This window comes from Stenotrophomonas sp. CCNWLW57 (assembly GCF_037203925.1).
In the GTDB taxonomy this organism is placed as follows: Bacteria; Pseudomonadota; Gammaproteobacteria; order Xanthomonadales; family Xanthomonadaceae; genus Stenotrophomonas; species Stenotrophomonas rhizophila_A.
On sequence record NZ_JBBCBJ010000006.1, the window covers coordinates 84186 to 99969 of the forward strand.

Here is a 15784-nt window from a genome sequence, read left to right on the forward strand (position 1 = left end):
TGCACTCCTCACCAGGACCTTGCCATGACCCTCCGCATCCTGACCATCGATGACCATCCCCTGATCCGCCAGGGCATCGCATCCATGCTGGAGGTGGAACCGGGCCTGGAACTGGTCGGCGAGGCCGCCGACGCACTGGACGGCATCGAACAGTACCGGCGCCTGCGGCCGGACATCGCGCTGGTCGACCTGCAGATGCCCGGTGTGGATGGGATCGAACTGACCCGCCGCCTGCGCGCGGAGTTTCCGCAGGCCCGCGTGGTCATCCTGACCACCTACCGGGGCGATGCCAATGCGCGCGACGCACTGGCAGCGGGCGCCTGTGGCTACCTGCTGAAGAGTTCGCTGCGCCGCGAACTGGTGGAGGCGCTGCACCGCGTGGCACAGGGCAAGCGCTGCCTGTCGGCGGAGATCTCCGAAGAGATCGCCCAGCACATCGGCGAGGAACCGCTGACCGCGCGCGAGCAGTCCATCCTGGCCGCGCTGGCGCAGGGGTGGGAGAACAAGCGCATCGCCAATGACCTGGGCATCTCATCGGAAACGGTGAAGTCACACCTGGCGCGCATCTTCGAGAAGATCGGTGCACGCACCCGTACCGAAGCCATCCATATCGCCCTGCGTCGGGGGCTGGTGCGGCTGGACGACTAGCGCTTCATCATCGGCAGCGGCCGCAGCGGATGGCGCAGCCCATGCCGCAGCGAGAACTGGACCAGGCGCAGGTGGAAGCCCAGGCGCGGGAATCGCTCTACGGCGCGGGTGAAGTCATCCGGATGCAGGTCGAAGCGGAGCAGACCCAGCGAAACATCGATCCAGTCGGCGCGGCGGAACGCCTCGATGCGGCGGTCCTGGTCCGGTGGGACGCGCGAGATCCGGTGGTGCTCGCTGATCATCGCCACCACCACCGGCACCAGTTCCGGCCGGTCCTGCTCGAGCAGGTACTGCCGGGCCAGCGCTTCGGAAGGCGCCAGGTAATCAAAGGTGCCAGCAGTCCAGATCCCGAGATCATGAAACGCAACGGCCACCGACAGGGCGTACAGATCGTGCACCGTGCCCGGCAGCATGCACCAGTGGAAATTGGCCACGCGGTAGGTGTGGTTGCGGTAGGGATGGAAGTCCTGGCCCAGCACCTCGGCGTGGCGCTCCAGGATCTCATCCAGCACAGCCAGGCGGTCGAGCATGGCGTTCTCCCGATGCACGGCGCGACGTCGTGCTGCTGGCAAGGGTAGCGCCGACGCGGGCCGGTGGCCGCCGCCGGCCGGGTTATCCGTAAATCCCCCATGTGGGGGCGACGGCGCCGCAGCCCCCGGATGGGGGAGCACCTGCGCGCCCGAACGACCGATGCCCCGTCCTGCGCGTGCGTGGGAGGCTGCGCACGTCCCTTCTGCCGAGGCTGCCATGAGCTACTTCACCACGTCCGACGGTACCTCCCTCTACTACAAGGACTGGGGCAACGGCCCCGTGGTGTCCTTCAGCCATGGCTGGCCGCTCAATGCCGATGCCTGGGAGGCGCAGATGTTCTTCCTGGCCAGCAACGGCTACCGCTGCATCGCGCACGACCGGCGCGGGCACGGGCGCTCCAGCCAGCCGTGGAGCGGCAATGACATGGACACCTATGCCGATGACCTGGCGCAGCTGTTCGCGCACCTCGGAGTGAGCGAGGTCACCATGGTCGGCCATTCCACCGGCGGCGGCGAAGTGGCGCGCTACATCGGCCGGCATGGCACCAGCCGGGTGGCCAAGGCGGTGCTGATGGGCGCAGTGCCGCCGATCATGCTCAAGACTGCCGACAATCCCGACGGCCTGCCGATCGAGGTGTTCGATGGTTTCCGCAGCGCCTACCTCGCCGACCGCGCGCAGTTCTTCCTGGATGTGGCGACAGGTCCGTTCTTCGGTTTCAACCGCCCGGGCGCGAAGGTGTCCGAAGGATTGATCCGCTCGTGGTGGACGCAGGGCATGCAGTCTGGCCACAAGAACGCGTATGACTGCATCAAGGCGTTCTCGGAAACCGACTTCACCGCTGACCTGGCGAAGTTCGATGTTCCGACCCTGATCATCCATGGCGATGACGACCAGATCGTGCCGATCAAGGCCGCAGCGCTGCGTTCGGCGACGCTGATCAAAGGCGCGCAGCTGAAGATCTATCCCGGCGGTGGCCACAGCTTGGGCGATACCGCCAAGGAGCAGCTCAACCAGGACCTGCTCGCGTTCCTCAGCACCTGAGCGCCTTCCCCTGCGCACCCCTTACGCGCCGGCCATGCAGGCGCGCAGCTTCGTCACCGAGGACCTGCCATGAATACTGTTCCCCCCGCAGCCCTGCATGCTGTGCCGTCCGACGTCCGCGGCCCCTCCCGCAGCGAAGAATTCATCAGCGGCGGCGAGCGCGAGCTGTTCATCCGCAGCTGGCGCCCGACCGGGCAGGTGCGCGCGGTGCTGGCCATCGTGCCCGGCTTCAACTCCCATAGCGGGCACTACCAGTGGGCCGCTGCGCAGTTCACCGCGATGGGCCTGGCCGTATATGCCGTGGACCTGCGCGGCCGCGGCAAATCCACGGGTGAACGTTTCCATGTTGAGCACTTCGACGATTACCTGGCCGACGTGCAGTCACTGCTGGATGTCGCGCGCTCGCGCGAACCCGGGCTGCCGGTATTCCTGCTCGGGCACAGTGCCGGCGGGGTGATCGCCTCGGCGTACACGCTGGCGCACCAGGACGAACTGGCCGGCCTGATCTGCGAAAGCTACGCCTTCCAGGTGCCGGCACCGGCGCCGGTACTGGCGCTGGTGCGCTGGCTCAGTGGCCCGTTCCCGAAGTTGCGGGTGCTGAAGCTGCCCAACAAGGAATTCTCGCGGCTGCCCGAAGTGGTGGCCGCGCTCAATGCCGATCCTCTCATCGCCAACGAGAAGCAGACGGCGCTCACCGTGGCGCAGATGCTGGTCGGCATCGACCGGCTCAGGCGCGGTTTCCCGAGCCTGCGCCTGCCGGTACTGATCGCGCATGGCACCGCCGACAAGGTCACCGTCCCCGCCGGCAGCCAGGTGTTCGACGACAACGCCGGTTCTACCGACAAGACCCTGCTGCTGTACAAGGACCACGCCCACGACCTGCTCAACGATGCAGGGCGCGAAGGCGTGGTGCGCGACTTCCAGCAATGGATCGAGCGGCACCTGCCCAGCGACGTCGCCGTGGATGCGGAGCGCAGCGCGTGATCACGCCAGCGCGATGCCCTTCACCAGGCGCGAGGCGAGGCGTTCGTGTTTGAGCTGTGCCAGCCACCACTCCAGCGCCCTGCCCTGGTGATCGCCGCGCCAGGCCACGTACAGCAGGTTGGGTTCGCGCGGGTCGGCCATGCGTTTTTCCACCAGCGCGCCGCGCGCAAGCAGGCCGGCCACCCGCTCGCGCGGCAGCCAGCCCACGCCCAGGCCCTCGCACTGCGCGCGGATCTTGGCATGCATGCTCGGCACCGCCAGCGACGGCTGGCCACCGAGCACGCCATAGCCGCGCACCTCGAGCCTGCGGGAGGTATCGGCCACCACCACCGCGCGGTGCTGCAGCAATGCTGACGCGTCGACCGGCTCCGGCGCCCTGGCCAGCGAATGGTGGGGCGCCACGGCAAAGACCCATTCCATCACGCCCAGCTCGAACCAGCGCAGGCCTGGAATGACCGGCGGTTCGTTGGTGGCGCCCACCACCAGGTCGGCACGCCCGTCGCGCAGCGCGTCCCAGGTGCCGGTAAGGACTTCGTGGGTAATCCGCAGGGTGACGCCGGAGGCGAGCGCGTCGAAGGCATGGATGACCGGCAGCAGCGTTTCGAATTCCAGGATCTCGTCGGTAACGATCCACAGCCGGTCTTCCCAGCCACCGGCCACCTGTTTGACCCGGCGGGTGAGCCGGGACACATCGAGCATCAGGCGCGCCGCTTCCTGGGCCAGCAGATGGCCGGCCGGGGTGAGCTGCAGGCGGTAGCGGCGGCGGTCGAACAGCAGGGCGTCGAAGCGCGCCTCCAGCTGGCGGGCGGCGTGCGACACCGTGGACGGCGCCTTGCCCAAGCGGGCTGCAGCACGCGACAGGCTGCCGCTCTCGCGGATGGCTTCCAGCAGGGCCAGTTCGTCGGCAGACAACATGTTCGATCCCTTCGAACGAGTTCGCCGCGATTGTGGCACGGAAAAGGCAGAACGCCCGCGCAACATGGGCTCACGGCACAACGCCACCATCGAAGGAGATCAGCATGAACCGTTTCAGCAGCAAGACCGTCCTTGTCACCGGCGGCAGCAGCGGCATCGGCCTGGCGGCGGCCAAGGCCTTCGCCGCCGAAGGCGCCCGTGTGGTCATCACCGGCCGCGATGCCGCCGCATTGGAGCAGGCTGCAGCGGCGGTGGGCAGCACCGCGCTGGTAGTGGTGAACGATGCCGGCGACATCGCCGCCGCGCGCGCCCTGGCCGAGACCCTGGCCGCCGCCGAGGTGCGCCTGGACGCCGTGTTCGTCAACGCCGGCGCGGCGAAGTTCGCCGCCTACCCGGACGTGGACGAAGCGCTGTGGGACCAGATCTTCAACACCAACATCAAGGGCCCCTACTTCCAGCTGCAGGCACTGCTGCCGCTGCTCAACCCGGGCGCGTCGGTGGTGATCAACGGCTCGATCAACGCCCGCATCGGCATGCCCAACACCTCGGTGTATGCGGCCAGCAAGGCGGCGGTGATTTCATTGGCCAGGACACTCTCGGCCGAACTGCTGCCGCGCGGCGTGCGCGTCAACGTACTCAGCCCGGGCCCGGTGTCCACCCCGATCTACACCAAGCTCGGCCTGGATGCGGCCGCGCTGGACGCCACCGCCGCACAGATCCAGAGCCAGATTCCGCTCGGCCGCTTCGGCACCCCGGAAGAAATTGCCGCCACCGTGCTGCACCTGTCCTCACCCGAATCGGCCTACATCGTCGGCACCGAAATCATCGCCGACGGTGGCATGAGCCAGCTCTGACACCCCGCCCTTTTCCAGGAGAATCGTCATGAAACTGCTTCCCCGTTCATTCCGCCGCGCCGCCACCGCGCTGGTGCTGATGCTGGCCGTGCATGCCACCGCGCAGGCCGCCGGCAGCGCGGCCATCCAGAGCCACACCGCCGACGTCAACGGCGTCACCCTGCATTACCTGCAGGCCGGCCAAGGCGATGCATCGCCGGTGGTGCTGCTGCACGGCTATGCCGAAACCAGCCACATGTGGCGCCCGTTGATGCCGCAGCTGGCCGGCCGCCATGTGGTCATCGCGCCGGACCTGCGCGGTGCCGGACAGTCCTCCAAGCCGGAGGGCGGCTATGACAAGAAGACGCTGGCGCAGGATATCCACGCGCTGGTGAAGTCGTTGGGCTACCCCAAGGTCAAGATCGTCGGCCATGACATCGGGCTGATGGTGGCTTACGCGTACGCCGCCCAGTACCCGGACGAAGTGGACAGCATCGTGTTGATGGATGCATTCCTGCCCGGTGTGGGCGACTGGACCCACGTGTGGCTGCTGCGTGATCTGTGGCACTTCCACTTCTATGGCGAAACCCCGCTGAAGCTGGTGGATGGCCGCGAGCGCACCTACTTCCAGCACTTCTGGAACGACTTCGCCGCCGACCGCACGCACTCCGTGCCCGAGGCCGACCGGCAGTTCTATGCGTCCGAATACGCACGCCCCGGCGGCATGCGCGCGGGCTTTGAATATTTCAAGAACTTCGAACAGGATGCCAAGGACTTTGCGGGCTTCGCGAAGACGCCGCTGCACATGCCGATGCTGGTGCTGTCCGGTGAGAAGGCCGGCGGCCAGTTCCTGATCGACCAGGCCAGGCTGGTGGACACCGACGTGGAAGGCGTGATCGTCAAAGGCTCCGGCCATTGGCTGATGGAAGAAGCCCCGGAGCAGACGATCCCCGCGCTGGTCGCGTTCCTGGACAAGTAACCGCCTGCCTACCCGCCCTCGCCGTGCGCGTTCAACCACTCGCGCGGCGAGGCGCCGGTGCGCCGGCGGAAGGCGCGCGAAAAGGTGGGCGCGTCGGCGAAGCCGAGCTCCAGCGCTACCTGCTTCACCGGACGACCGGCCCGCAGCAGCGAGGTGGCCACGTTGAGTTTCCAGTCCAGCGAATACGCCGCCGGCGTGGTGCCGGTGGCGGTCTTGAAGGCAGCGGCGAATGCGCTGCGCGACATGCCTGCGCGTTCGGCCATGCGTTCGAGGGTCCAGTCGGCATCGGGTTCGGCGTGCACCGCCATCAGTGCCTTGGCCAGGCGGGGGTCGGACAGGCCCATCATCATGCCGGGCGACACCTGCGCCTTGCCGGGGTGGTCGATGATCCAGCGCAGCACCTGGATCAACACGACCTCGAACAGGCGGTTGGCGAGCAGGCGCGACCCGCAGCGCAACTGGTCCGATTCGGCGAACAGCAGGTCCAGCGTCGCCTGCAGGCCGTCAATGGCGCCCAGTGGCAACACGATCGCTTCCGGCAGCGACTGCACGATCGGGTTGCGGGCGCCACCATCGAAATCGAGCGTGGCGCAGGTGAAGTCCGAGCCGTCCACCGGCGGGTTGATGAATTCGTGGTGCACCGCGCGCGGAAACAGCAGCAGCGTGGGTTCGCTCAGATGGGTGCGCGCCAGGCGCGAGCCGTCGCGATACAGCAGGTCCATTTCGCCCCGGCGCAGCACGTGCAGGAAGCCGCGGCCAGGCTGCGCGTCGAAGTGCTGGTGCCCGCACAGCGGGCCGGCATGGAACAGCGTGGCCTGGACCCGGAACCGCTCCAGCACCGAGGTCAGACGGTCGATGGAAGGGCTGGACGAATTGACATCCATGAGCGACATACAGACACCAAACGTCCCGACCGGGTTCCTATTATGCCCATCAACCGGCCGCCCCGCGCCGGCATTCAAAGGAATCCACACCATGTCCCGTATCCCGCTGATCAACGCCGCCGACACCACCGGCGAACGCCAGGCCCTGCTCGGCCAGATCCATTCCGCCTTCGGTGCCACCCCCAACATGTTCCGTGCCGTTGCCAATTCCACCGCTGCCCTGAAGAGCATGTGGGGATCGTTCGGCGCGCTGGGCGGCGGCATCATTCCGGCCGCGCTGGGCGAGAAGATTGCCGTGGCCATCGCCAACCGCAACGCCTGCGAGTACTGCCTGGCCGCGCACACCGCACTGGGCCGCAAGGCCGGTGCCAGCAGCCAGGAAATGAGCGCTGCGCAGGGCGGTGAGTCCGAGGATCCCAAGACGGCTGCTGCGCTGCACTTCGCGCTGCGCGTGGTGGAAGGCCGTGGCCAGATCGACGATGCCGATGTCGCCCAGCTGCGGAACGTGGGCTTCAATGATGAAGCGATCGTCGAAATCCTCGCCCACGTCGCGTTGAATCTGTTCACCAACTACGTCAACGTCGCCTTTGCGGTGCCGGTCGATTTCCCCGGCGTCAAACTGCGTTGATTCCAGCGGTCCGTGCTGGCCGGGTTCCGGCCAGCCAACCCAGGTGTTCCCTCCGTCCTGTTGCGTGAGACTACGGCAATGACCACAACCTACCGCCCGATCAACTGCGAGTTCCACGATGTGCTGGAAGCCACCGCCACCAGCCAACGCCGCGTGACCATCGTGTACGTGGACGCGGCGGGAGAGGAATGCACGGCGCTGGCACGGATCACGGACCTGCGTGCGAAGGAGGGCGCCGAGTACATGCACCTGGACGACGGAAGCGTGGTGCGCCTGGATGCCATTGCGAGCGTGGACGGCGTGCGGCTGGCCGCGTTCTAAAACCTTGGTATGCAGCCTGGTGTCCGCGCCGGTCCAACCGTGCATACCAAGAGATGGCTGTGCGCCACCCGGTGCCGGATCGATAGTGGGGCCTCACCCAAGGAGTCCACCATGTCCGACATCATCATCACCGACAAGCTGCTGTCCGCCTCCGCCTACACCGCGATCATCAACGCGCCGATCGAGAAGGTGGACATCGCGGACTGGCTGTTCAACCTGCCCGAAGCGGAGTATCAGCGCTGCTGCCCGCCCGACCATATCTCCGCTGGCTCGACCCGCACCGACGATGGCACGCGCATGTCCATCAATGTCGAGATGATCGGCAATACGCTGATGGTCCAGCACTACGTGGCCGAAATCGCCAGGCCGAGCCTGTGCCGCATGGTATCCACGTCGGACGCGTTCACGCCCAACGGTCGCACGCGGGTGCAGGTGATCTGGACGCTCAGCGTGAAGAAGATCGACGAGAACACCTGCGAATACACCAACAGCGTCGTGGCCCACCCCACGCAGGAATTCCTGGACTTCATCGCCGAACACGGCACGCCGTTCGAAGACGCGGCCGACGCCCGCCAGCGCGATGGCGGCAACCACAACGGCCGCGAGACCCCGTTGTTCGCCGCCAGCATCGAGCGACATGCACTGGCTTCGGCTGCAAGCGCGTTGCTTTGACCTGGAACAGGTTCTGGCAGACGTCGTTCGCAACGCCGGTGAGTCCTTCCACCAAGTTCCCTGAACGCGCCCTTCATTCATGTACCGGTCAGTTCAATATTCAGGGTTGATTAGATCGCCTAACGGATAATTCACACCTGTCGACCGTCCTTCTCTCTCCCCTCCCCAAGGGGGACGGTCGGCAAAACCAAATAATAAAAAGGTGTGTTCCCGATGATGAAGACCTCCCTGCTTGCCTTGGGCCTGATTGCTGCCCTGCCGTTCGCTGCTTCGGCTGCCGATGGCCTGTCGTACAACTACGTGGAAGGCGGCTACGTGAACACCGATACCAAGGGCGGCTCCGCCGACGGTTGGGCGGTGAAGGGCTCGGCCGCGATTGCGCCGAACTTCCATGTCTTTGGCGATTACAACTCGCAGGAAACCGACCGCGGCAACGTTGATGTTGACCAGTGGCGCGTGGGCCTGGGCTACAACTACGGCATCGCGCCGACCACCGACTTGGTAGCCCGCGTCGCCTACCAGAAGTTCGACCCGAAGGAAGGCCTGGATTTCAACGGTTACGCCACCGAAGTGGGCGTGCGCACCGCGTTCACCCCGATGATCGAAGGCTACGCGATGGCCGGCTACGAAGACTTCAGCAAGAAGCACGGCATCAACCCGGACGGCGAGTTCTACGGCCTGGTCGGCGCGCAGGCCAAGTTCAACCAGAACTGGGGCCTGAGCGGCCAAGTGAAGCTGGCCAAGGGTGGCGACAAGGAATGGTTCGTCGGCCCGCGCTTCACCTGGTAAGCCTGTAGCTGCACGGTACGTTGTTGGATGGCGTGATCTCTCTCTCCCTCACGCCATGAAGCCCGGCTTAGTAGGCCGGGCTTCACTTATATGGTGCCTACCTCGTCGGGGTGCCACGCAGAAACCCAGCGGAAGCTGGGTTTTCGCGTTCTGGGCATCCGGGCGGGGTTAAAAAAAACCCCGGCAATGCCGGGGTTTTTCCTGATCATTTGAACAGCGTGTCCGGATACTCCGGCTTCTGTTCGCGGGCCAACAGCGCGCGCAGGCCCTCTTCCGGGGTCTGCTCGCCGTGCAGCACGGCGCGGACCCGGTCGGAGATCGGCAGGTCGATGCCGTGGCGTCGCGCCTGGCGCATGACTTCGTCGGCGGTCTGCACCGATTCCACCACCTGGCCGATTTCGCGGATCGCGTCCTGCAGTGACTGCCCACGCCCCAGCGCCAAGCCCAGGCGACGGTTGCGCGAGAGATCGCCGGTGCAGGTCAGCACCAGGTCACCCAAGCCAGCCAGGCCCATCAGGGTTTCCGGCTTGGCGCCAATCGCAGCGGCCAGGCGCAGCATCTCGTTGAGGCCGCGGGTAATCAGGCCGGCACGGGCGTTGAGGCCCAGCTGCATGCCATCGGCCACACCGGTGGCCACGGCCAGCACGTTCTTCATGGCGCCACCGAGTTCGGCACCGACCATGTCGTCGCCGGTATAGGCGCGGAACGCCGGGCCATGCATGGCTTCGGCCACCTGCTGGGCGAACTCGGCATCGTCGCCGTGCACGGTAATCGCGGTGGGCAGGCCCAGCGTGACTTCCTTGGCGAACGACGGGCCGGTAACCACCGCCAGCGGCACTTCCGGCCCGAGGACCTCGCGCGCCACTTCATGCAGGAAACGCCCGGAGCCGGGTTCGAAGCCCTTGGTGGCCCAGGCCACGCCGGCAGCCGCCGGGCGCAGCGGCGCCAGCGCGCGCACGGTTTCACCGAACGCGTGCGACGGCACCACCACCAGGATCCAGGTGGCATCCTTGACGGCCGCAGTCAGGTCCGTGGTGGCGCGCAGGGATTCCGGCAACGGAATACCCGGCAGGTAGCGGGTGTTCTCGTGGCGCTGGTCGATGGCCTCGACCATCGCCGCGTCGCGGCCCCACAGCACGGTCTGGCGACCGTGCCGTGCAAGCAGGCTGGCCAGGGCGGTGCCCCAGGAGCCGGCGCCGAGAACGGCGACCTTGTCTGCGTTGTTGCTCATTGCTGCAGCGCCGATCAGGCGTTGCCGGCCGGCTCGGAATCGGCGAGCGAGGTTTCGCCCTGTTCCTGGCGCTGGCGCAGGGTTTCGGCGTACAGGCCTTCGAAGTTGATCGGCTGCAGGAAGAACGGCGGGAAGCCGCCGGCCTGGATCAGCTCGCTCACCAGCGAACGCACGTACGGGAACAGGATGTTCGGGCACTGGGTGCCCAGCAGCACGTCGATCGACTGCGGGTCCAGGCCGACCAGGCCGAACACGCCAGCCTGCTGCACTTCAGCCACGTAGGCGGTCTTGTCGCCGGCCTTGCAGGTCAGGGTCACGGCCAGCACCACTTCGAAGGCGCTCTCACCCAGGCGCTGCACGCGCTGGTTCAGGTTGAGCTGCAGCTCCGGCTGCACGGCTTCGTTGAACACGGCCGGCGCGTTGGGCGATTCGAAGGAAACGTCCTTGACGTAGATCTTTTCGACGGTGAACGCGGGGCCGGTGGCGGCGTCGGCCGGCGCGATGGCGCCGTTGGTGTTCGCTTCGGACATTTCCTGTTGCTCCAGAATGAATGCAGTAAAAACGGATTGTTACATGCCCTGCGATGGGGGCGTGTGGCGGCGCGCACAAGGCATGCCGCGCAATCCGGGCAAAATCAGTTGCGGCCCTTGACCAGCGGCAGCTCGGCCTGCTGCCAGGCGGGCAGGCCACCGTCGAGCACGTGCATTTGCTCGAAACCGGCCTTCTTCAAGGCCTTGGCGGCGGTTTCAGAGGCGGTGCCGGTGCGGCACACCAGCACCACCGGGCGCTGCTTGGCGTTGGCCACCAGCTTGTGCTCCGGTCCGAACTGGGCAGGCTGCACGTTGCGGCTGCCGGCAATATGGCCCTTCTCGAAATCGGTGCCCGCCGACAGGTCGACCACGACCGCCCCGCCAGCATTGATCAGCTGGGTCAGCTCGGCCGGCTTGATCGACTTGTAGCCGCGCAGCAGGCGGCGCACCTCGGTGACGAGGATGGCGACGGTCAGGCCCACGAAGGCCATCGACAACATCGGGTTTCGGCCGGCAAAGGCCAGCAACTCTTCGTAATTCACTTAGATCACGGGTCGATTAGCGGGCGCCGATTGTCGCACATGCGGGCGAACCGGCGTCCAGCCCTGGGCCAGCTCAGGATTCCTGCCACAGGTCCGGCAGCCCACTGGCCTGCAGCCAGCGCTTGCCATCGGCATCCCAGCGCCAGATTTCCTTGACCCGCACCGAACGTTCGGACTGGGTGTTGATATTGATCACCCGGACCTCGGCATTGCGGCCGATCCGGCCGTCGGGCAGCGGCACGTTGTCGCCGGCGCGGTAGCTGGAGATCTTCACCTGCTCGAACCTGCGCAGTTCCAGGTCGGTCAGCGGGTGCTCCTTGGCGTAGGCCGGGTCCAGGTACGGCAGCATGTCTTCCACGGTGCCCCAGCGCATGGTCGAGTCGTACTTGACCTGGGTTTCCTCGAGCTGCTTGCGCTGCTTCTTGGTGGTTTTCTGCTCGCCGGCGAATGCCGACACGGAAGTCAGGGCCAGCAAGGCCAGCAGCAGGATCTGGAAGGTGCGACGCATGCGAATTCCCCAATCGGCAAGGCGCCCATCCTACCGCCTTGCGAAGGCAACGAAACGTCCGGTCAGTTCAGCTGCCGGCTTGCCGGCCTCGCCGGGCTGGCGGGCCACCACCTCGATGCGGGCCTTGCCGCGCTGGGCGAAGGTGGCCAGGAAGGTGTCCCAGTCCGCATCGTCGGCCGCCTGCGCCTGGGCCAGCAGGTCCTCATAGACCGGGGCCAGGTAGCGCACGTGGCTGTCGGCCACGTAGACATCGGCATCGAAGCCGGCCAGACGCAGGCGCAGGGTGACCAGCGCCCAGCCGGACAGGGTCAGCGCCGAGGACAGGCTGCCGCCGAAGGCGTTGCCTTTGTCATTGACGTTGGCGGCCAGCGGCGCGCGCAGGGCCAGCACGCCATCGGCATAGGCATCCACGCGGATCTGCATGGCCGCTACCGGCGGCATGCGCTCCAGCACCTGCTGCAGTGAGGCCAGGTGCGCAGGGAGGGAATCTTGTTCAGACATCAGTACGGCGACGTTGCAACGAAGGCCTCGCATAATGCCTGCAATGAACAGCCACGCACATGTGCCGGATTGGACCCTGGTGTCGCTGCGCCCGCGCGGCCAGCACGCACCGCTGCGGCGCGCGGCCGAAGCGCTGGGCGCGCAGGTGATCGGCTTGTCGCCGTGGGCCCTGGTGGCCCGCCACGATGCGGGCACCCGCGCGGCCCTGGCCCAGGCGCTGGGCGCCGACCGCGTGGTGTTCAGCAGCCCGGCGGCGGTGCATGCCGCCGCGCGGCTGCAGCCGCTGCAGGCCCCGCACGCCGGCACCTGGCTGGCGGTGGGCGCCGGCACTGCCGCTGCGCTGCGCGGGCACGGCGTTGACGACGTCGTGGCCCCCACCCGGATGGACAGCGAAGGCCTGCTCGACCTGCCGGCGCTCGCCCAGCTGCAGGGGCTGCGCGCGGCGCTGGTCACCGCCCCCGGCGGGCGCGGCATCATCGCCAGTACGCTGCAGGCCCGTGGCGCGACGCTGCAGCGGGTGGATGTTTACCAGCGCAGGGCGCTGCGCCTGCCGCCCCGGCAACTGCAGCGGTTGCGCCACCAGGCCGGGCCGTGGGTGCTGGCGCTGAGCAGTGCCGAGGCCCTGGCGCTGCTCAGCGAACAGCTGCCGGCGGACCTGCTGGCGCAGCTTCGCCAGGCGCACGTGGTGGCCGCCAGCGAGCGCTTGGCCGCGCTGGCGACGGACGCCGGATTCACGCGGGTCACCCTCGCCGCCGGCCCGCTGCCGGCGCAGCTGGCGCAGGCCGCACACGCGGCTGTCACCACTGCGGCAACTTCCTGAACAGGGGTCGTTTGCGGCCTTGCAGGGCCTGCGGGCGGCGAGCGATGCTGTGCACTTCGTCGATCGCCAGCTCGTGAATGCACCGGCGCGGTCGACAAGGATGCCTGCATGAACGACATGGTTCCGCCCCCGCCCCACCGACCGCTGCGCTGGATCGTGCCGCTTGCCGCGCTTGCGGTGGTGGCCGGTGGCGCCGCGTGGGGCTGGACCCAATGGCAGGCGCAGCAGGCGCGTGTCGTGCAGCGCGAGGCCGATGCCGCCGTGCTCGTGCAGGGCCTGGCCGGCAGCGTGGAAGCGCTGCGCCGCGACCAGCGCTCCACCTCGCAGCGGGTGCAGGATGCAGCCGCCACCAACCGGGTGCTGCGCGATGAAATGCTGGGCCTGAGCCAGCGCAACGCCCTGCTGGAAGAGAACCTGGCACGGCTGGCCGACAGCACCCGCCACAACGCGCAGGCGCTGCAGCTGGAAGAGGCCGAACTGCTGCTCAGCCAGGCCGGCCAGCGCTTGGCCTTCGCCGATGACGTGGAGGGCGCCAAGCGGCTGTATGCACTGGCCGCCACGGCACTGGAAGACGTCCAGGGCACCGAATTCCTCAATCTGCGCCAAGCGCTGATGCAGGAACGCAACGCGGTCGATGCCCTCGGCCCGGGCGTGCGCGCCGGCATCAACCAGCGCCTTGGCAACTTCTCGCAGTCGCTGCTGGCGCTGCCCGAACAGATCGCTCCGGCGACGGACACCGATGCGCCGCCGTGGTGGCACCAGGTGCTGGCTCCGTTCGTGACCATCACCCCCACCGCGGTGCAGGGCCCCCTGACCCGCGCCGAGCGCACCGCCGCGTGGGATTCGCTGCAGCTGGAGCTGACCCTGGCCCGTGCCGCGGTTGAACGTGGCGACCAGGCCGGTTTCGAACAGGCATTGGACCGGGTGGCGCTGTGGATGCCGCGGCTGTGGCCGGATTCACCCGGCCTGCGCGAGCGTCGTGGTGAACTGCAGCAGTTGCGCACCCAAGTGCTACGCCCGCCGCTGCCCGAACTGGGCAGCACCCTGCAGCAACTGCGCGCCATGCGCGATGGGAGTTGATACATGAAGCCGATTCAATCCGTGGTGGTGCTGTTGCTGGCCGTGGTGCTGGGCGTGGTGGCCGCGCAATGGCTGGGCACCGAATCGCTGCGCCAGTACGGCGAGGTGATCTACCGCGCCGGCGGCAACGATTACCGCTCCACCGTGCCGCAGGTGGCACTGATGGTGCTGGTGGGCCTGCTGGTGCTGTGGCTGCTGTGGAGCCTGGTGGCCTCGCCGTTCCGTGCCTGGGGCCGCTACCGCCGCAAGCAGGGCCGCGCCCGCCTGATCGAAGGCATGCAGGCGCACGAGTACGGCCACTGGCAGCGCGCCGAGAAGCTGCTGGGCACCGCCGCCGAGGACGAAGAAGTGAGCGCGGTGGCCTACGTGACCGCCATCCGCAGCGCCGAAGCGCGCGGGGACCAGGCCGCGGTGGACCAGTACCTGCAGCGCCTGTCCACCACTGATGCCACCGCCTATGCGCTGATGCAGGCCGAACGCCTGCTGCAGCAGGAGCGCCCGGTGGATGCGATCAACGCGCTGGATGCCCCGGGCATCCAGCCGCTGCCGCCACGCGGCCTGTGGCTGCGCACCGAAGCGTTGGCACGTGCCGACCGCGCGCACGAGGCCTACGGCCAGCTGGGCGCGCTGCGCAAGCAGAAGGTGCTGCCCGATGAGGCCGTGGCCGAACTGGAAGTGCGCCTGGCCGCGCAGTCGCTGCTGGAGGCGGGCGATGTGAATGCGCTGGCCGCGCAGTGGGAAGCCACCCCGAAGGCCCTGCGCAGCGACCCCGATGTGGTGTCGGCCTACGCGCTGCGCGCCGTGGCGCTGGATTGGGATGAACCGGCCCTGCTCAACCTGGAACAGGCGCTGGATACGCGCTGGGACGAATCGCTGGTGACGCTGTACGGTCAGATGCCGGTGGAGAAGCTGGCCACCCGCCAGGCCAACCTGCAGCGCTGGCTGGGCCAGCAGCCGTCCAGCCCGGCCCTGCTGCTGGCGCTGGGCCGCATCGCCGCGCGCCAGGGCGAGCACGTCCAGGCCGAGGATTACCTGCACCGTGCCATCGCCGCCGGCGCCGGCTCCCCCGCCTGGGAAGCGCTGGGTGAGGTTTTCACCGCACGCGGCGAACCCGCGCTCGCCGCGCAGTGCTACACCAACGCCCTGCGCCAGCAGCGCGGGGAAGACAGCGTGGTGCTCGCGCGCCCGGTCGCCCCACTGGCGGCCGTAGTGCCCGAACGCGCCACGGTCGAAGAACAATCCTTGATGAGCGAACCGCTGCCGGTGCGCGACATCCATCGCGACGAGCGCGATGAATACGGCAACCCGATCCGCTGACGCCGTCCCCCCAAAAAAAAGGCCGCCCAT

20 protein-coding genes are annotated in these 15784 nt (G+C 67.6%); 12 read left to right on the forward strand and 8 right to left on the reverse strand.

Annotated features, from left to right (window positions below; genetic code table 11):
* Nucleotides 1-24: 24 nt before the first annotated feature.
* A complete protein-coding gene (locus V9K91_RS15130) occupies nucleotides 25-648 on the forward strand; it encodes a response regulator transcription factor (RefSeq protein ID WP_093535221.1) in 624 nt (207 codons plus the stop codon).
* On the opposite strand, the gene V9K91_RS15135 is transcribed toward V9K91_RS15130, so the two are convergent.
* Entirely contained in the window at nucleotides 645-1178 is a 534-nt protein-coding gene (locus tag V9K91_RS15135; protein WP_093535223.1) for a hypothetical protein, read from the reverse strand. The genes V9K91_RS15130 and V9K91_RS15135 overlap by 4 nt on opposite strands.
* Before the next feature lie 217 nt (nucleotides 1179-1395).
* Here V9K91_RS15135 and V9K91_RS15140 point away from each other — a divergent pair, with 217 nt between their 5' ends.
* Together V9K91_RS15140 and V9K91_RS15145 are read left to right on the forward strand one after the other, a co-directional pair.
* Nucleotides 1396-2220, forward strand: coding sequence for an alpha/beta hydrolase (locus V9K91_RS15140; protein WP_336443656.1), 825 nt, complete (start codon nucleotides 1396-1398; stop codon nucleotides 2218-2220).
* Between the two features lie 69 nt (nucleotides 2221-2289).
* Entirely contained in the window at nucleotides 2290-3204 is a 915-nt protein-coding gene (locus V9K91_RS15145; RefSeq protein WP_336443635.1) for a lysophospholipase, read from the forward strand.
* Here the strand turns inward: V9K91_RS15145 and V9K91_RS15150 are convergent, their stop codons facing one another.
* Nucleotides 3205-4119 carry a LysR family transcriptional regulator gene (locus tag V9K91_RS15150; protein ID WP_336443634.1) on the reverse strand — a complete coding sequence of 305 codons (915 nt, stop codon included), beginning with the start codon at nucleotides 4117-4119 and terminating at the stop codon, nucleotides 3205-3207.
* A 104-nt stretch (nucleotides 4120-4223) separates the two neighbouring features.
* Between V9K91_RS15150 and V9K91_RS15155 the strand changes: the two genes are divergently transcribed.
* Together V9K91_RS15155 and V9K91_RS15160 are read left to right on the forward strand one after the other, a co-directional pair.
* Entirely contained in the window at nucleotides 4224-4973 is a 750-nt protein-coding gene (locus V9K91_RS15155; protein WP_307107716.1) for an SDR family oxidoreductase, read from the forward strand.
* Between the two features lie 28 nt (nucleotides 4974-5001).
* Nucleotides 5002-5931 carry an alpha/beta hydrolase gene (locus tag V9K91_RS15160; protein WP_336443633.1) on the forward strand — a complete coding sequence of 310 codons (930 nt, stop codon included), beginning with the start codon at nucleotides 5002-5004 and terminating at the stop codon, nucleotides 5929-5931.
* Nucleotides 5932-5939: 8 nt separating this feature from the next.
* On the opposite strand, the gene V9K91_RS15165 is transcribed toward V9K91_RS15160, so the two are convergent.
* Nucleotides 5940-6815, reverse strand: coding sequence for an AraC family transcriptional regulator (locus V9K91_RS15165; RefSeq protein WP_336443655.1), 876 nt, complete (start codon nucleotides 6813-6815; stop codon nucleotides 5940-5942).
* Nucleotides 6816-6906: 91 nt separating this feature from the next.
* On the opposite strand from V9K91_RS15165, the gene V9K91_RS15170 reads away from it, so the two are divergent.
* From V9K91_RS15170 to V9K91_RS15185, 4 genes are all read left to right on the forward strand, one after another.
* Nucleotides 6907-7443: a carboxymuconolactone decarboxylase family protein gene (locus V9K91_RS15170; RefSeq protein ID WP_306990147.1), complete on the forward strand. Its 537-nt coding sequence runs from the start codon at nucleotides 6907-6909 to the stop codon at nucleotides 7441-7443.
* A 78-nt stretch (nucleotides 7444-7521) separates the two neighbouring features.
* The gene (locus tag V9K91_RS15175) at nucleotides 7522-7764 is read left to right on the forward strand and encodes a hypothetical protein (RefSeq protein WP_068848286.1); all 243 of its coding nucleotides are present in this window, start codon (nucleotides 7522-7524) and stop codon (nucleotides 7762-7764) included.
* A gap of 111 nt (nucleotides 7765-7875) precedes the next feature.
* The gene (locus V9K91_RS15180) at nucleotides 7876-8436 is read left to right on the forward strand and encodes a hypothetical protein (protein WP_336443632.1); all 561 of its coding nucleotides are present in this window, start codon (nucleotides 7876-7878) and stop codon (nucleotides 8434-8436) included.
* A gap of 216 nt (nucleotides 8437-8652) precedes the next feature.
* Nucleotides 8653-9225, forward strand: a complete 573-nt coding sequence (locus tag V9K91_RS15185; RefSeq protein ID WP_068854490.1) for an Ax21 family protein — start codon at nucleotides 8653-8655, stop codon at nucleotides 9223-9225.
* Nucleotides 9226-9430: 205 nt separating this feature from the next.
* Here the strand turns inward: V9K91_RS15185 and V9K91_RS15190 are convergent, their stop codons facing one another.
* The 5 genes from V9K91_RS15190 to V9K91_RS15210 all read right to left on the reverse strand — a co-directional run bounded on the left by V9K91_RS15190 (nucleotide 9431) and on the right by V9K91_RS15210 (nucleotide 12537).
* Nucleotides 9431-10456, reverse strand: coding sequence for an NAD(P)H-dependent glycerol-3-phosphate dehydrogenase (locus V9K91_RS15190; protein WP_068848280.1), 1026 nt, complete (start codon nucleotides 10454-10456; stop codon nucleotides 9431-9433).
* 14 nt (nucleotides 10457-10470) lie between these two features.
* The gene (gene secB / locus V9K91_RS15195; RefSeq protein ID WP_068848278.1) at nucleotides 10471-10986 is read right to left on the reverse strand and encodes a protein-export chaperone SecB; all 516 of its coding nucleotides are present in this window, start codon (nucleotides 10984-10986) and stop codon (nucleotides 10471-10473) included.
* Nucleotides 10987-11090: 104 nt separating this feature from the next.
* Entirely contained in the window at nucleotides 11091-11528 is a 438-nt protein-coding gene (locus tag V9K91_RS15200; protein WP_306990154.1) for a rhodanese-like domain-containing protein, read from the reverse strand.
* A 73-nt stretch (nucleotides 11529-11601) separates the two neighbouring features.
* Nucleotides 11602-12036, reverse strand: a complete 435-nt coding sequence (locus V9K91_RS15205; RefSeq protein WP_249833460.1) for a hypothetical protein — start codon at nucleotides 12034-12036, stop codon at nucleotides 11602-11604.
* A 30-nt stretch (nucleotides 12037-12066) separates the two neighbouring features.
* Nucleotides 12067-12537 carry a YiiD C-terminal domain-containing protein gene (locus V9K91_RS15210; RefSeq protein ID WP_306990157.1) on the reverse strand — a complete coding sequence of 157 codons (471 nt, stop codon included), beginning with the start codon at nucleotides 12535-12537 and terminating at the stop codon, nucleotides 12067-12069.
* A 43-nt stretch (nucleotides 12538-12580) separates the two neighbouring features.
* Between V9K91_RS15210 and V9K91_RS15215 the strand changes: the two genes are divergently transcribed.
* The 3 genes from V9K91_RS15215 to V9K91_RS15225 all read left to right on the forward strand — a co-directional run bounded on the left by V9K91_RS15215 (nucleotide 12581) and on the right by V9K91_RS15225 (nucleotide 15754).
* Nucleotides 12581-13357 (forward strand): uroporphyrinogen-III synthase, encoded by a 777-nt coding sequence (locus tag V9K91_RS15215; protein ID WP_336443631.1) that lies wholly within the window; start codon nucleotides 12581-12583, stop codon nucleotides 13355-13357.
* A 108-nt stretch (nucleotides 13358-13465) separates the two neighbouring features.
* Nucleotides 13466-14437: a uroporphyrinogen-III C-methyltransferase gene (locus V9K91_RS15220; RefSeq protein WP_306990161.1), complete on the forward strand. Its 972-nt coding sequence runs from the start codon at nucleotides 13466-13468 to the stop codon at nucleotides 14435-14437.
* Between the two features lie 3 nt (nucleotides 14438-14440).
* Nucleotides 14441-15754 (forward strand): heme biosynthesis HemY N-terminal domain-containing protein, encoded by a 1314-nt coding sequence (locus V9K91_RS15225; RefSeq protein ID WP_184126259.1) that lies wholly within the window; start codon nucleotides 14441-14443, stop codon nucleotides 15752-15754.
* The last annotated feature ends 30 nt before the right edge of the window (nucleotides 15755-15784 follow it).

What these genes read in the sequence shown, in the direction of transcription:
- V9K91_RS15130 (WP_093535221.1), top strand. Translation starts at nt 25, where the DNA reads ATGACCCTCCGCATCCTGACCATCGATGACCATCCCCTGATCCGCCAG.
- V9K91_RS15135 (WP_093535223.1), bottom strand. Translation starts at nt 1,178, where the DNA reads ATGCTCGACCGCCTGGCTGTGCTGGATGAGATCCTGGAGCGCCACGCC.
- V9K91_RS15140 (WP_336443656.1), top strand. Translation starts at nt 1,396, where the DNA reads ATGAGCTACTTCACCACGTCCGACGGTACCTCCCTCTACTACAAGGAC.
- V9K91_RS15145 (WP_336443635.1), top strand. Translation starts at nt 2,290, where the DNA reads ATGAATACTGTTCCCCCCGCAGCCCTGCATGCTGTGCCGTCCGACGTC.
- V9K91_RS15150 (WP_336443634.1), bottom strand. Translation starts at nt 4,119, where the DNA reads ATGTTGTCTGCCGACGAACTGGCCCTGCTGGAAGCCATCCGCGAGAGC.
- V9K91_RS15155 (WP_307107716.1), top strand. Translation starts at nt 4,224, where the DNA reads ATGAACCGTTTCAGCAGCAAGACCGTCCTTGTCACCGGCGGCAGCAGC.
- V9K91_RS15160 (WP_336443633.1), top strand. Translation starts at nt 5,002, where the DNA reads ATGAAACTGCTTCCCCGTTCATTCCGCCGCGCCGCCACCGCGCTGGTG.
- V9K91_RS15165 (WP_336443655.1), bottom strand. Translation starts at nt 6,815, where the DNA reads ATGGATGTCAATTCGTCCAGCCCTTCCATCGACCGTCTGACCTCGGTG.
- V9K91_RS15170 (WP_306990147.1), top strand. Translation starts at nt 6,907, where the DNA reads ATGTCCCGTATCCCGCTGATCAACGCCGCCGACACCACCGGCGAACGC.
- V9K91_RS15175 (WP_068848286.1), top strand. Translation starts at nt 7,522, where the DNA reads ATGACCACAACCTACCGCCCGATCAACTGCGAGTTCCACGATGTGCTG.
- V9K91_RS15180 (WP_336443632.1), top strand. Translation starts at nt 7,876, where the DNA reads ATGTCCGACATCATCATCACCGACAAGCTGCTGTCCGCCTCCGCCTAC.
- V9K91_RS15185 (WP_068854490.1), top strand. Translation starts at nt 8,653, where the DNA reads ATGAAGACCTCCCTGCTTGCCTTGGGCCTGATTGCTGCCCTGCCGTTC.
- V9K91_RS15190 (WP_068848280.1), bottom strand. Translation starts at nt 10,456, where the DNA reads ATGAGCAACAACGCAGACAAGGTCGCCGTTCTCGGCGCCGGCTCCTGG.
- secB (WP_068848278.1), bottom strand. Translation starts at nt 10,986, where the DNA reads ATGTCCGAAGCGAACACCAACGGCGCCATCGCGCCGGCCGACGCCGCC.
- V9K91_RS15205 (WP_249833460.1), bottom strand. Translation starts at nt 12,036, where the DNA reads ATGCGTCGCACCTTCCAGATCCTGCTGCTGGCCTTGCTGGCCCTGACT.
- V9K91_RS15210 (WP_306990157.1), bottom strand. Translation starts at nt 12,537, where the DNA reads ATGTCTGAACAAGATTCCCTCCCTGCGCACCTGGCCTCACTGCAGCAG.
- V9K91_RS15215 (WP_336443631.1), top strand. Translation starts at nt 12,581, where the DNA reads ATGAACAGCCACGCACATGTGCCGGATTGGACCCTGGTGTCGCTGCGC.
- V9K91_RS15220 (WP_306990161.1), top strand. Translation starts at nt 13,466, where the DNA reads ATGAACGACATGGTTCCGCCCCCGCCCCACCGACCGCTGCGCTGGATC.
- V9K91_RS15225 (WP_184126259.1), top strand. Translation starts at nt 14,441, where the DNA reads ATGAAGCCGATTCAATCCGTGGTGGTGCTGTTGCTGGCCGTGGTGCTG.